Below are 13,010 nucleotides of genomic sequence, written 5' to 3'. Positions count from 1 at the left end.
CGAGCCCCGCCCTCCGATATCATGCCGGTTTGAAGCCGGTGAACACGGGCTCGCCGTTCGGCTTCAGGCCGGCCACAAGCGTGTCTCGATTCATGATGCCGGTGACCTCATGCGTCAGGAAAACGTAGTTGCCGTTCTCCTCCATCAGGTCCTGCAGCTTCTTGTAGATGACATCGCGTTTCGCCGGGTCGAGCTCGACCATGCCTTCGGCATTGAGCTTGTCGAATTCCTCGCTGGAAAACCGCTCCCAGTTCCAGACGCCGATCTGGTCGCGGGTGAACCAGGCAGTCGCCCAGCTCGGATCCGGCTGCATGGAGAAGCGGCTGATGATCATCTGCAGCTTCTTCCAGTAGTCGCCTTCCTTGGCGCCAAGCGTCCAGAAGGTGCCGCTGTCGTTCTGCTTGATCTCCACATTGAGGCCGACATCCTGCAGGTTCGACTGCACGACCTGCGCCGCGGTCAGCCGCTCGGTCTTGTTGAGGATGTCGAGCGTGATCGTCGTGCCGGCCAGCCCCTCCTTGGCGATCATGTCGCGGGCGCGGTCTGGGTCGAAATCGAAAAGGTTCTTCTCGCGATGGCCGGGCAGGCCGGGCGCGATGATGCCGGTGGCGGTTGCGGCGGCGCCGAAATAGGCAGCATCGACCACCGCCTTGCGGTCCACGGCGTACTGAACCGCGCGGCGCATGTTGAGATTGTTGAAGGGAGCGACATCCTGGTTCATGCCGAGCCAGACAAAGGCCAGCGAAGGCTTCTCCACCACTGTCGTCTTCGGCGGCGGCGTCTGCTTCAGGCGCGAGATCGAGGAGACCGCGGTCCAGGTGTAGTCGAGGTCGCCGGCCTCATAGCCGAGTTCGGCGGTCTTCTCGTCCTCGATCGGATGAATGTGGATTTCCGCGAAGGCACCTTGCTCGTACTTCCAGTCGGGATTGCGGACCAGCACCGTGCGCTGCTTGGGCAGCCATTCCTTCAGGATGTAGGGGCCTGACTGAGCCACTGGCTTGACGCCCATCTTGCCACCGAGCTCGGTGATGGCGCGCTTTGACAGGATGGTGCCGGACGGCGTCGGCAAAGTCGACGTCCACAGCGGCGCGAAGGCTTGTTTCAGGTGGATCAGCCCCGACAGCTTGTCCTTGACCTCGACTTCCTTGAGCGTTGCCCAGTCGCCGGAATAGGGGCTCTTGTTGGCTGGGTCGGCGATGCGTTCGATCGAAAACTTGACGTCTTCGGCCGTCATCTGGCCGTAGCCATCGGTGAAGCCGATATTGTCGCGCAGCTGGAAGGCGACGGTCAGCGGATCGAGCTGCTTGATCGTTTCCGCCGCCATCGGCCGCCAGCCCCAGCTGTCGCCAGGCGTGGTGACGACGAGGCCGGCGAAGATGACGCTGGTGATGTCGCCTTCAGGCGCCGCCAGCCGGAAGCAAGGGTCGAGCGTCTGGATGTCGGCGTAGGAGCGCACCTTGAGGATCGGCCCGTCGCTCGACCAGGAAACTTTTGGATTGACCATTGAGGCGAGGCCGAAAGCGCCGGCTGCGGCGAGCAGGCTGCGGCGCGAAACCCTGGTGTCGGCTAGAATGGACATGCTCTACCCCTCAGCTGTTTTCGTTGTCTTGTTTTCAGGCCGCAGGCCATTCTCCAAGCCGGGCCGAATGTGTCGGTCCGCTAAAACTGCTAATAATAGACATCTATGTCTAGCGAAAATTTTGCCGGCACGTCCGAATCTTGGATACGGACGATCTTGCGGAAAATCTCGACATCTGTTCCGACCGCCGCCGGCGCGTCGACTTGGGCAAGTCACGGGCGGAATGTGATCGCGCAGACGATATGGCCTGGCCCGCCATTCGGTGGGGCCTGGATCAAGAGCTGTAGCGGAGATAGGCCTCTCGGCCGCCGCTCACTTCCAGATTTCAGCCGCCAGGCGCATGAAATTGCCGCCCAGGACATCGCGCACGGTCTGCTCGGACTGGCCGCGGCGCAGAAGAACCTCGGTCAGTTCGCGCATCTGACCTGGAGCCGCGTAGGTCGTCGCCCCCTCCGGATATTCGCTCTTGGGCCAGAATTGCGGATTGTCGGAAATGATGCGGTCGATGCCTTTGACATCAACCGGAAAGGCGTAGTCCAGTCCGATGCCGACATGATTTGGGCCAGCCAGGTCGACGAGATATTCGATGTGGTCAGCCAGCCTGTCCGAGTCCGTGCGTCCCTCTCCCAGGAAACGATTGAGCCCGACGATCGCGACGATGCCGCCGGTGCGCGCGCAGGCCTTGATCTGCTCGTCGGTGATATTGCGGCCATGGCCGCACAAGGCCTTGGCGTTGGAGTGCGAGAAGATGACTGGCCGGTTGGAGTATTCCATCACCTCCATCGAGGTGCGATAGCCGGTGTGGGTGACGTCGACGAACATGCCGAGACGGTTCATCTCGTCGATGACCTCGCGGCCGAACGCCGTCAGGCTGGTCTCGACATCGTGGCAACCGCCGCCGGCCAGATTGTTCCTGTTGTACGCAAACAGGATCTGGCGGACGCCCAGATGGTGATAGAACTCGACCATCTCGACGCGGCCGTCGAGCGCGTTCATGCCCTCGATGTCGAAGGTGATCGCCAGTTTGCCTTCAAGCTTGGCCTTGCGGATTTCCGCGACGGAGGAGACCAGCGTGTAGTGCTCGGGATTGGCAAGGATCCAGTGGCGGAAATTTGCGAGCGTCCGCACGGTCTGCTCCCAGGGCAACAGGTCGAAGCCGACATCGATCGACAGATAGTCGATGCCGGCGTCGCGCCAGATCTGCAGATTGTTCAGGTCCGCCGCCGGGTCCGGCATGAAGCCGGAATGCGCGTCCCATATGATTTCACTGTCGAAAATGGCCTGGGCGGCTGTCGAAACGCTCACTTTTTCCTCGCTCTCTCGGCGACACAACACAACGGAAAGCCGGATCAAGCGGCGTTCCGGACGTGTGATCCAGATGCAGTGCGCATCAAGTATCAGGCCACAGACACATGTGTCTAGACAGTCCGGGACGAGCCTGTATGGTCGCCGTCGCTGTATGTCGCTCCGACCGGAACATCGGCAAAAGGGAGAACAAAGATGAGTTCAAACGGAAGCCATGGCGGCAGCGATAGCAGGCATATCGCGGTGATTGGCGGCGGCATCATCGGCTGCAGCGCGGCTTTCCATCTGCTGCGGTCCGGCGTGCGCCGGGTGACGGTCATCGATGCCGGCCAGCCGGGTGCCGCAACCACAAGCGCCGGTGCTGGCTTCGTCTCCCATTGGTCCGCCGGCATGATCCCGCTCGGTGAAGAGGGCTTTCAGCTGCAGCAATATGGCCTCGATTTCTATCGCAGGCTGCACGAGGTCGGCGCCGAGATTGGTTATCGGCCGAACGGCACCTTGATCATGGCGCTGACCGAGGACGGGCGCGAACGCTTCGTCCGCCCGGTGCTGGATTCTCCCTATGCGCCGCCGGAAATGCAGGACCTGGACGCCGTGCAGATCGGGCAGAAGATGCAGGGCCTCATCGATCCGGCCCGGGTCCATTCGGCGGCCTACAATCCGCACGGCATCCAGCTCGACACCAAGCTGGCGATGGGGGTGCTGACCGGCCAGATCAGCGAGCTCGGCGGCGTCTTCCGCAGCAACACACGCGTGACTGCCGTCCATGATGCCGGCGACCGGGTGACGATCGAGACCGACCAGGGCGGTCTTGAGGCTGATGGCGTGATTGTTGCCGCCGGCGCCTGGAACAACCAGGTCCTGTCAGGCCTTGGCTGGCAGTTGCCGCTGCTGCGCGTCGTTGCAACGCGCATCGTCACCGACGACCGTGGGCTGCCATCGACCATTCCCACCGTCCAGTGCCGCGAATTGCGGCTGTGGCTGCGCGAGACATTCGGCGCCATAATGTGGGGAACCGGCCGGCACTACAAACCTCTCAACAAGACGAACGACAGCGAAATCGAACCCGGCCAGCCGCACAATATCGGGCTGATGCAGGAAACCTCCGAGCAGGAGCTTGCCGAGTTGCAGACGGTGTTCCCGCCGCTGCGCGGTTCGACGATCGCGAGCTGGGCGCAAGGCGTGCCGTGCTACACGCCCGACAACAACCTTATCGTCGGCAAAGTCCCCGGCAGCGACAATATCGTGGTCGTCGGTGGCGACAATGAGAGCGGCGTCACCCATGGACCGGGTCTTGGCCGGCTCTCTTGCGAACTGGTTCTCGGGCAGACCCCGTTCGTTTCCGTCGAGCGGTTCCGTGTCGATCGCTACGCCTCCAACGCCTTCAAGTCGGAAGCCGAGATCGAGGCCGCCATGCCGGCCTGGGGCGCGCGTCACGAGGCGTCGCGGTTTGGTCGCGAGGCCTGATCGTCAGCTGCCCCCGGCGCTTGCCTGCAAGCTGTCGCCGACGCTGCCGAGCAGCGCCTGCGCCACCGCCCTGACAACCGGGCCGGCGTTCTTCCTCATGACGATGTGGAAGGAGCCGGCGTGGCGCCGCGAGGTCTTGGTCAGCCGGACGAGCTGGCCGCGGCGCAGATGCTCGTCGGCAAATCCCGCCCAGGCGAGCGCCGCGCCGCGCCCGGCGATGGTTTCGTGTATCATCGACATGTAGCCGGTGAACCGAGGTCCGTCGAGTTTCCGGTCGGTTCCGACCCACGATTGCCAACTGTCGATCGCGCCCGGCGGCGTCACCTGATGCAGCAGCGGCACTGCCAGGAAAGCCTCAGGCTCTTCCGAGGCGAGCGCCGGATAACGCGCCAGGAACGCCGGCGCGCAAACCGGGAACCACTCACCCTCGAGCAGTTTTTCGGTCACGAAGTCGGGCCATTGCCCGGCTTCGCCGAAACGGATCGACAATGCCACTTCAGGCTGGTCGAAATCCCTGTAGTCGGTGGATGTCTGCAGCAGCACCCGGCCATCGGCAACCTGCGATGTGATGAGGCCGAAGCGCGGCATCAGCCATGCCTGCGCGAAGTCGTGGCTGCAGCCGACCACGAATGTATCGCTGTCGTGCGCGGTCAAATCCTCGACCGCTTGCCTGATGGTGCCGAGACCCTCGCGGATCGCTTCGGCCAGCGTGTTGCCGGCCCCGGTGACGGCGACGCGGTTGCCTCTGCGCGTGAACAGCTCGACCGACAGCTGGCGCTCGAGATTGGCGACATGCCTGCTGACCGCCGATTGTGCGATGTTGAGCTCCTGTGCGGCCAGCGTCAGCCCGCCATGCCTGGCGGCAGCCTCGAAGACGACCATGGCGTTCAGCAGGGGAAGCGATGTCTTGAGGGTTTTCACGATCCAAACCTGCTTTCATGCCTTTTCGATATGAATGTCTATCATTTCTGTATTTGCTGCAAGCCTTTCCGCATCGCACACTCTATCGAAACGTCATTCGAACGCCAGCGAGCAGAAAGGTGTTTGCCGTGCAGGCCTACACATCGAACAGCCAGCCTATCGACAGAAGCGAGACCGTCAGGCTGATCGACCGGCAACGTCCGGACTGGTCGCTGGAACAGGCCTTCTACGCGGCCCCTGCCATCTTCGCGCTGGAACGGGACTTGTGGTTTCCGCGTCAATGGATGCTTGTCGCCCATGCCAGCGAGGTCCCAGAAAAAGGCCGCTACATCGTGCGCCAGCTTTTCGACGAGGAGATCATCGTCGTGCGCTTCGACGACGGCGAGGAGGACATCGCGGCCTACTACAATGTCTGCACCCATCGCGGCTCGCGGCTCTGCGCCAAGGATGGTCGCGGCAAGCTTCTGGTCTGCCCCTACCATGCCTGGTCGTTCAGGCTGACCGGCGAGTTGCAGTCACGGCAGGATCTACCGGAAAGCGTCGATCCGGAAGCGCTGGGACTGCACCGCGTACCCTGCAAGAGTTTCGGCGGCCTCGTGTTCTGCGGCCTTGATGCCAATTCGCTGCCCGACATCCAGCCTGTCGCGGACGGGCTGACCGGCGGCTTGCGCGAAAACGGCCTTGACCGTGCACGCATCGTCGCGCGCAAGAACTATCTCACCAAGGCGAACTGGAAGCTGGTGCTCGAGAACTTCCTCGAATGCTATCACTGCCGGCCGGCCCACCCCGAATATTACCGCGTCAACGGCCATGTCAAAGTGACCGCGACCCGCGACGCCGACAAGGCGGTCGAGTGGCAGAATGAAATCGAGGCCTGGCACAGCGTCATCGGCGATGCCGAGTTCCACAAGGGCGCGTGGCAGGCTGGCGACCTCGACACGATGCCGTTTGCCATGCACCGCAAGCCGATCGGATCCGGCCGCAACACGCTGTCCAATACAGGTGAGGGGGTCTCATGCCTGATGGGCGGCCGTCACGCCTATGATGGTGGCGAAAGCGGCTTCCGCCTCGGACGCCTGTCGTTTGCAAGTGCTGCCAATGATTATGTCACGCTGTTCCAGATGATACCGCGCAGCGCCACGGAAACCGACGTCATTCTGACCTGGCTCGTCGACAAGGACGCCGATGGCGACATCGACGCCGATGCGATCAGCTGGATGTGGGACGTCACCACGGTGCAGGACAAGAAGATCACCGAGGACAATGCCGACGGCATCATGTCGCGCGCCTACCGGCCGGGTCCCTATACGCCGCTGGAAAGCCAGACCTCGTTCTTCGTGCAGACCTATCTGTCAGAACTGCGTTCGCTGATCACCGGCACGCGCGGCGCACCGATCAGCCAATGGTCTGCGCCGAAGGAACTTTTCGCCTCGCCGAAAGCGGCGAGTTGCAACACGCGCCTCTGACCCGCAGCCGAAGATGCCTCTTTGAGGCGTCGCGTTCCGATGCCATATGAAGGTGGCCGACGGAATGTTGCGGGAGAGGTGGTCATGACCAAAGGTTCGGATCTGTTCGTCGCGGCCCTCGAGAACGAAGGGGTCGAGCGGATTTTCGGCATTCCGGGCGAAGAAAATCTCGATATCGTCGAATCCATCCGCCGCTCCTCGATCCAGCTGATCCTGACCCGCCACGAGCAGGCAGCCGCTTTCATGGCCGCCACCTATGGCAGGCTTACCGGCAAGCCGGGTGTGTGCATCACCACGCTTGGCCCGGGCGCGCTCAACCTTTCGACCGGTTCGGCCTATGCGCTGCTCGGCGCGATGCCGATGATCATGATCACCGGCCAGAAAGGCATCCTGTCATCCCGGCAGGCGCGCTTCCAGATCGTCGACATCGTCGCGGCGATGAAGCCGCTGACCAAGCTGTCGCGTCAGATCGTTTCGCCGAAGATGATCCCCTCGTTGGTTCGCGAAGCTTTCCGTGTCGCCCAGGAAGAGCGTCCCGGCCCCGTACATCTTGAATTGCCGGAAGACATTGCGGCGGCCGAGTGTGAACCGGTAGCACTCGTGCCAACGCATCCGGTCGAACTGCCGCTGGCCAGCCCGGGCGCGCTTGATCGCGCCGCCCGTATGATCATGGAAGCCAGGCGTCCGCTGCTGATGTTTGGTGCGGCGGCGTCGCGACCGCGCGTGACTCCCGATGTCGCCCAGTTCGTGCTGCGGACGCAAATTCCCTATTTCACCACGCAGATGGGCAAGGGCACCGTGCCTGGCGGCACGGAGCTCTATATGGGAACGGCAGCCCTTTCGGAGCGCGACTATGTGCACGAGGCCATCGAACAGGCCGATCTGATCATCACCGTCGGTCACGACACGGTAGAGAAGCCGCCCTTCATCATGGGGGCGAAGGGGCCGAAGGTCATTCATGTCGGCTACCATTCAGCCGATGTCGAGCAGGTCTATTTCCCGCAAGCCGAAATCGTCGGCGACCTCGGTCCTTCGCTGGCGCTGCTGGCCGACCGCATCGAGGGCAAGGTCCCCAATGCACAGGCCTTGCTGCCGCTGCGGGAAGGCATTCTGAGCCGCATCGCCGCGCGCGCCACCGAAGATCGCTTCACGCCGCAGCGCATCGTGCATGACGTGCGCGCCGTGATGCCGGCGGATGGGATTCTTGCCCTCGACAACGGCATGTACAAGATCTGGTTCGCGCGCAACTACCGCACCCGCATGGCAAACACGATCCTGCTCGACAATGCGCTGGCCACGATGGGCGCGGGCTTGCCGTCGGCGATGATGGCGGCACTGCTCTATCCGCAGCGCCGTGTCATGGCCATCTGTGGCGATGGCGGCTTCATGATGAACAGCCAGGAACTGGAGACCGCCGTCAGGCTCAAGCTCAATCTCGTCGTCCTGCTGCTCGAAGACCATGCCTATGGCATGATCCGCTGGAAGCAGGCGGTCGACGAATTTCCGGATTTCGGCATGACCTTCGGCAATCCCGACTTCGTCAGATATGCCGAGGCCTACGGAGCCAAGGGGACAAGAGTTGGCGAGATCGCCGATTTGCGGCAGGCGCTGGAACGGGCCTTCACCGGCGGCGGCGTGCACCTCGTCGTCGTGCCCATCGACTATTCCGAAAACACCAGGGTGCTTGTCGACGAATTGCGCGAGCGGCTGCCTGCGCCGCAAGCGAGCTGACGGCGGCAAAGCCGCCGTCAGGATTACCTGGAGCTGTTGCCGAAGCGCCTACAGTTTGCAGTAAGGGGTGGCCGGCGCGATCGTCCCGAAATCCTTGGCGATCTCATAGCTGATGCCGTCTGCGGCCGCCTTGCCGACATAGGAATGGCAGAGCGTGTGGTTGTTGCTGGCATCGACCCGGATCTTGCCTTGCGGCGCGTCGAACTCGATCGTCGGCAGCGCCTTGAGCACATCATCGTCCTTCAGCGATCCGGCCTTCTCGGCGGCCAGGGCGTAGAGATGCAGGCCGTTGTAGCCGGCTTCGCCGATGCCGTTGACCATCTTCTCCTTGCCGAACTTCTCGCGGAAGCTCGCGATGAACTTCTTGTTGACCGGATTGTCGAGCGCCATCCAGTAAGGCTGCGGTGCGTAGGTGCCGGCCGCGACGCCGGGCGGCAGCGCGTCCTTGTTGAAGACCTCGTCGAGCGGTGCGATCAGCGGCTGCTTGATATCGAAGCTGCGATACTGCTTGAGCTGGGTGACGGCGTCGTTGCCGACCACCATCGACCAGACGACATCGGGCTTCAGCGACTTGATCTTCTGGAAGGCCGGGCCGAAATCCGTGGTGCCGAACGGATAGTAGTCGGCGCCGATGATCTTGCCGCCGGCCTTTTCGTAAGCCGCCGTGATCGCCTCGGTCATCTTCTGCGGCCAGGCATAGTCGGAGGCCATGACGTAGATGGTCTTGCCGAGGGTCTCGGCCACCCACGGCATCATCGGGTCGACCTGCTGCATCGGGATCGGGCCGGTGGCGACGAAGTAGCGGTTGCATTCGCCGCCCTCGAAATTGGTTGGGTAGAAGAACAGCTTCTTGGCCTTCGAGGTCACCGACAGCGTAGCACTTCGCTCCGGCGAAATGATCGTGCCCATGACCACGTCGACCTTGTCTTCGTTGATGAGCTTGCGCGCCTTGTCGATGGAACCCTTGGTCGTGGTCTGGTTGTCCTCGATGAACAACTCGACCTGGCGCCCGCCAATGCCATTGGCGGCGTTCAGTTCGGCGGCGGCGAGCTTGTAGCAATTGAGCAGCGTCTCGCCGAGGATCGCCTGCAGCCCGGTGATCGGGATCGACAGGCCGACCTTGACGGTGTCGGCGGCGCGCAGGACCGACGGCGCACCGACCATGGCGAAAGCGGCCGCGGCGCCGCCGGATTTCAAGACAGTTCTTCTGCTTATCATTGTTGTGTTCCCTTCCAGTCCCAGGCGCGCCCCATGCACGCCTTACAAGTCAACAAGCTCCCAGGCGCGCTTCAGGCGCGCCTTATAGGGCCAACAGATCCTTCAGCAGGGTCTCGTCGGCGAACGCCTCCGGCGCGCCTTCATGGACGATCCTGCCCTTCTCCATCACCAGGCAGCGGTCCGATGCCTTGAGAACGAGATCGAGATTCTGCTCGACCAGCACGATCGCGATGCTGCGTTTGCGCGCGATGCGCGGCACCAGCTCGGCGATCGACTGCACGATGTTCGGCTGTATGCCTTCCGAAGGCTCATCGAGCAGCAGCACCGACGGCAGGCCGCAGAGCGCGCGGCCGATCGCCAGCATCTGCTGCTGGCCGCCCGAAAGCGTGCCGGCGACCTGCGCTTCGCGCTCGCGCAGGATCGGAAAATAGCCGAAGATGTCGGCCGAAATGCCGCCGTCGCCACGGTCCTTGGCAGCGCGGGTGCCGACCTCCAGGTTTTGCCGCACCGTCAGCTGGTTGAAGATCCCGCGCCCCTGCGGCACATGCGCAATGCCTGCCCGCGCGCGGCGGAAGGCCGGCGCGTTCGTGAGGTCCTTGTCACCGAGAACCACCGCGCCACCGCTCGCTCGCAAGCCGCCGGCGATGACGCGCAGCAGCGTCGTCTTGCCGGCGCCGTTACGGCCGAGCAGGCCGACGACTTCGCCTGGCGCGACACTGAGGTCGATGCCGTTCAGCACCGGGAGCGGGCCGTAGCCGGCTGACACCGCCATTGTCCGCAGCATGATCAGCGCCTCCCCAGATAGACATCGCGGACCATTTCGTCGGTCTCGATGTCATGGAAAGGACCGCTGCGCAGGCGGCGTCCCTGATGCAGCACCAGCGTCTCGCAGTTCAGCGCCCGTACGAAGCGGATATCGTGTTCGACGGCGACGATCGAGAACTCGCCCTTTAGGCGTAGCAGCATATCGGCCGTCGCCAGCGTCTCCTGCGGCGTCATGCCGGCGGTGGGTTCGTCGAGCAAAAGCAACCGCGGCTCGATTGCCAGCGCCATGCCGATCTCCAGCCATTGCTTCTGGCCATGCGCGAGTTCGCCGGCCGGTGTGGCGGCGCGATTGCTCAGCGCGACCAATTCCAGCAATTCGCCAACCGGGCGCACAGGCGAGGGCGCCCCCCAGCGGGCGACCTTCACATTGTCTTCCACCGAGAGGCTCGGGAAGACGGACGGGATCTGGAACTTGCGCGCGATGCCGAGCCGGGCGATGCGATGCAGCGGCAGGCCGGCTATGTCGTGGCCGAGGAAGCGCACGCTGCCGCTGGTCGGGCGCAGCGTACCGGTCAACACATTGAGGAAGGTGCTTTTGCCGGCGCCGTTCGGGCCGATGATGCAGCAGAGTTCCTTGTCGCGTACAGTGAGGTTCAGGGCCTCCAGCGCCTGCAGCCCGCCAAAGCGGATGCCGACATTTTCGGCCTGGAGCAGGATGTCGCTCATTGTGCGCGCCTCCCGCCTTTGAACAGGGCTTTCAGTCGCGCGTAGATCGACAGGATGCCGTCCGGCAGGACGAAGACGATGATGACGAAGACACAGCCGAGCAATAGCGGCCACAGGCTCGGGTTGAAACTGCTGATCGTCTGCTGCGCACGCTGGATGAAGATGGCGCCGAGCACCGGCCCCAGCAGCGTGCCGCGCCCGCCGACCGCCACCCAGACGATGACTTCCGTCGACAGAAGCAGTCCGGACAGATCCGGTGCCACCAACCCCGCCATGCAGACATAGAGCGCGCCGGCAAGGCCGGCGATCGCCGCCGACAGGACGAAGGTGACGAGCAGCCGCAACGGCGCATTGTGGCCGAGCGCTGCTGCCCGGACTTCATTGTCCTGTATGGCGGTCAGCACCGTACCCCAGCGGCCACGGCTGATCGACCACAGCGCCAGCACGGTCACCGCGACGATGGCCGAGACGAAGATGTAGCTGGGCAGGTCCTGGCTGAGATCGACGTGCAGCCCGCCGACATCGAAGGCAATCGGCGGAATGCCGATCAGCCCGCTGTCGCCGCCGGTGACCGAGCTCCAGGAGACCGCCGCCTGCTGGCAGATGACGCCCATGGCCAGCGTGACGATGGTGAAATAGCTGCCACGGATGCCGCCGAAAAACAGGAAGTAGCCGATGATGGCGGAGACCAAGGCCGCACCGGCCACCGCACCGATGATGCCAAGCAGGCTGGCGAAGGAGATCGCATCGTTGAGCGTGATCAGCGCCATGATGTAGCCGCCGATGCCGAAAAACGCAGCGTGGCCGAAACACAGGATTCCAGTGCGGCCCCAGAAGAAGTCGAGGCTCGCGGCGAACAGGCCGAAGATCAGCGCGTCGCGGATCACGGTCAGCTGATACCCGCCGACAAAGAACGGATAGATGATCGCGAGCGCCACGCAGGCGGCGAAGATCAGCAGCCAGTTGCGGTCGCGGGCGATCATCGCGACGCTCCGTTGAACAGGCCGTTGGGCCGAAGCCGGACAGCGACGATGGCCGCCAGCAGCACGACCGCCTGCGCCAGCGACGGCGAGATCTGATAATTGAGGATGCTGGTCAGCCCGCCGACGAAGACGCTGCCGGCGACGAGGCCGCCGATCGAGCCGACGCCGCCGACAATGACGACGAAGAAGGCGTTGGCGAGATAGTTCACCCCCATCTGCGGCAGCACGATCGCCAGCGGCGCGACCAGTCCGCCGGCGAGCCCGGCGATGGCCGCGCCGAAGGTGAAGGCGATGGCGTAGGTGCGCCGCGTGTTGATGCCGACGCCCTCGGCCATTTCGCGGTTCTGGATGACGGTGCGGATGTCGAGACCGAAGGACGTGCGGCTGATCAGCAGGATGACGCCGAGCAAGGTCAGCATGGCGATGCCGATCAGGATCAGCCGATAGGCCGGGTAGACGGTGAAGAAGAGGTCGAGCGTGCCCTCGATAGGCGGCGTCACCGGCTTGGCGCCGAGACCGAAGATCAGTTCCAGCCCTTGCTGCAGGATCAGGCTGACGCCCCAGGTGGCAAGCACAGTTGAGACCGGCCTGGAATAGAGATGGCGGATGATGGCGAATTCGAGGATGCAGCCGATCACCGCGCCGCGATGGGGGCAGCCGCCAGCCCTAGCCAGAACGAGCCACCCATGCTCTGGACGAAATAGACCGCGAAGGCGCCGACGGTGACGAACTCGCCATGTGCCAAATTGGTCACGTTCATCAGGCCGAAGCTGATCGCCAGCCCGAGCCCGACCAGCATCAGGATACTGATCAGCGTCAGCGCATTGAGCAGCGTGGTGATGACGAAAT

The 13,010-nt window shown here is 63.4% G+C and carries 10 protein-coding genes and 1 pseudogene; 3 read left to right on the top strand and 8 right to left on the bottom strand.

Annotation, left to right across the window (positions count from 1 at the left end; genetic code table 11):
* Positions 1-19: 19 nt before the first annotated feature.
* Positions 20-1,579 carry an ABC transporter substrate-binding protein gene (locus RPF88_RS15815; protein ID WP_063167555.1) on the bottom strand — a complete coding sequence of 520 codons (1,560 nt, stop codon included), beginning with the start codon at positions 1,577-1,579 and terminating at the stop codon, positions 20-22.
* 312 nt (positions 1,580-1,891) lie between these two features.
* Positions 1,892-2,884 carry a dipeptidase gene (locus tag RPF88_RS15810; protein ID WP_082826414.1) on the bottom strand — a complete coding sequence of 331 codons (993 nt, stop codon included), beginning with the start codon at positions 2,882-2,884 and terminating at the stop codon, positions 1,892-1,894.
* 195 nt (positions 2,885-3,079) lie between these two features.
* Here RPF88_RS15810 and RPF88_RS15805 point away from each other — a divergent pair, with 195 nt between their 5' ends.
* Entirely contained in the window at positions 3,080-4,351 is a 1,272-nt protein-coding gene (locus RPF88_RS15805) for an NAD(P)/FAD-dependent oxidoreductase (RefSeq protein WP_063167556.1), read from the top strand.
* Positions 4,352-4,354: 3 nt separating this feature from the next.
* On the opposite strand, the gene RPF88_RS15800 is transcribed toward RPF88_RS15805, so the two are convergent.
* Positions 4,355-5,272 (bottom strand): LysR family transcriptional regulator, encoded by a 918-nt coding sequence (locus tag RPF88_RS15800; RefSeq protein WP_063167557.1) that lies wholly within the window; start codon positions 5,270-5,272, stop codon positions 4,355-4,357.
* Positions 5,273-5,400: 128 nt separating this feature from the next.
* On the opposite strand from RPF88_RS15800, the gene RPF88_RS15795 reads away from it, so the two are divergent.
* Positions 5,401-6,738: an aromatic ring-hydroxylating oxygenase subunit alpha gene (locus tag RPF88_RS15795; RefSeq protein WP_337122672.1), complete on the top strand. Its 1,338-nt coding sequence runs from the start codon at positions 5,401-5,403 to the stop codon at positions 6,736-6,738.
* A gap of 84 nt (positions 6,739-6,822) precedes the next feature.
* Positions 6,823-8,469, top strand: coding sequence for an acetolactate synthase large subunit (locus RPF88_RS15790; RefSeq protein WP_337122671.1), 1,647 nt, complete (start codon positions 6,823-6,825; stop codon positions 8,467-8,469).
* 48 nt (positions 8,470-8,517) lie between these two features.
* On the opposite strand, the gene RPF88_RS15785 is transcribed toward RPF88_RS15790, so the two are convergent.
* The 5 genes and pseudogenes from RPF88_RS15785 to RPF88_RS15765 form a co-directional block, all read right to left on the bottom strand.
* Complete coding sequence (locus tag RPF88_RS15785) at positions 8,518-9,666, bottom strand: substrate-binding protein (protein WP_244514270.1); 1,149 nt, start codon at positions 9,664-9,666, stop codon at positions 8,518-8,520.
* A gap of 103 nt (positions 9,667-9,769) precedes the next feature.
* Positions 9,770-10,471: an ABC transporter ATP-binding protein gene (locus RPF88_RS15780; protein ID WP_063167561.1), complete on the bottom strand. Its 702-nt coding sequence runs from the start codon at positions 10,469-10,471 to the stop codon at positions 9,770-9,772.
* A gap of 2 nt (positions 10,472-10,473) precedes the next feature.
* Entirely contained in the window at positions 10,474-11,178 is a 705-nt protein-coding gene (locus RPF88_RS15775; protein ID WP_013532995.1) for an ATP-binding cassette domain-containing protein, read from the bottom strand.
* Positions 11,175-12,161: a branched-chain amino acid ABC transporter permease gene (locus RPF88_RS15770; protein ID WP_024502520.1), complete on the bottom strand. Its 987-nt coding sequence runs from the start codon at positions 12,159-12,161 to the stop codon at positions 11,175-11,177. The genes RPF88_RS15775 and RPF88_RS15770 overlap by 4 nt, the downstream gene beginning before the upstream one ends.
* Positions 12,158-12,960, bottom strand: a pseudogene (locus RPF88_RS15765) (ABC transporter permease subunit). Before RPF88_RS15765 ends, RPF88_RS15770 begins: the two are co-directional and overlap by 4 nt.
* Positions 12,961-13,010: the final 50 nt, after the last annotated feature.

Source organism: Mesorhizobium sp. ISC11, assembly GCF_037162595.1.
Lineage (GTDB): Bacteria > Pseudomonadota > Alphaproteobacteria > Rhizobiales > Rhizobiaceae > Mesorhizobium > Mesorhizobium ciceri.
The sequence above is the reverse complement of the archived record's forward strand: the minus strand, read 5'-3'. Positions and strand labels throughout refer to the sequence as shown.

Bases quoted from the DNA above. Each gene is read 5' to 3' on its own strand.
- RPF88_RS15815 (WP_063167555.1), bottom strand. From the start codon at position 1,579: ATGTCCATTCTAGCCGACACCAGGGTTTCGCGCCGCAGCCTGCTCGCC.
- RPF88_RS15805 (WP_063167556.1), top strand. From the start codon at position 3,080: ATGAGTTCAAACGGAAGCCATGGCGGCAGCGATAGCAGGCATATCGCG.
- RPF88_RS15790 (WP_337122671.1), top strand. From the start codon at position 6,823: ATGACCAAAGGTTCGGATCTGTTCGTCGCGGCCCTCGAGAACGAAGGG.
- RPF88_RS15780 (WP_063167561.1), bottom strand. From the start codon at position 10,471: ATGCTGCGGACAATGGCGGTGTCAGCCGGCTACGGCCCGCTCCCGGTG.
- RPF88_RS15775 (WP_013532995.1), bottom strand. From the start codon at position 11,178: ATGAGCGACATCCTGCTCCAGGCCGAAAATGTCGGCATCCGCTTTGGC.
- RPF88_RS15770 (WP_024502520.1), bottom strand. From the start codon at position 12,161: ATGATCGCCCGCGACCGCAACTGGCTGCTGATCTTCGCCGCCTGCGTG.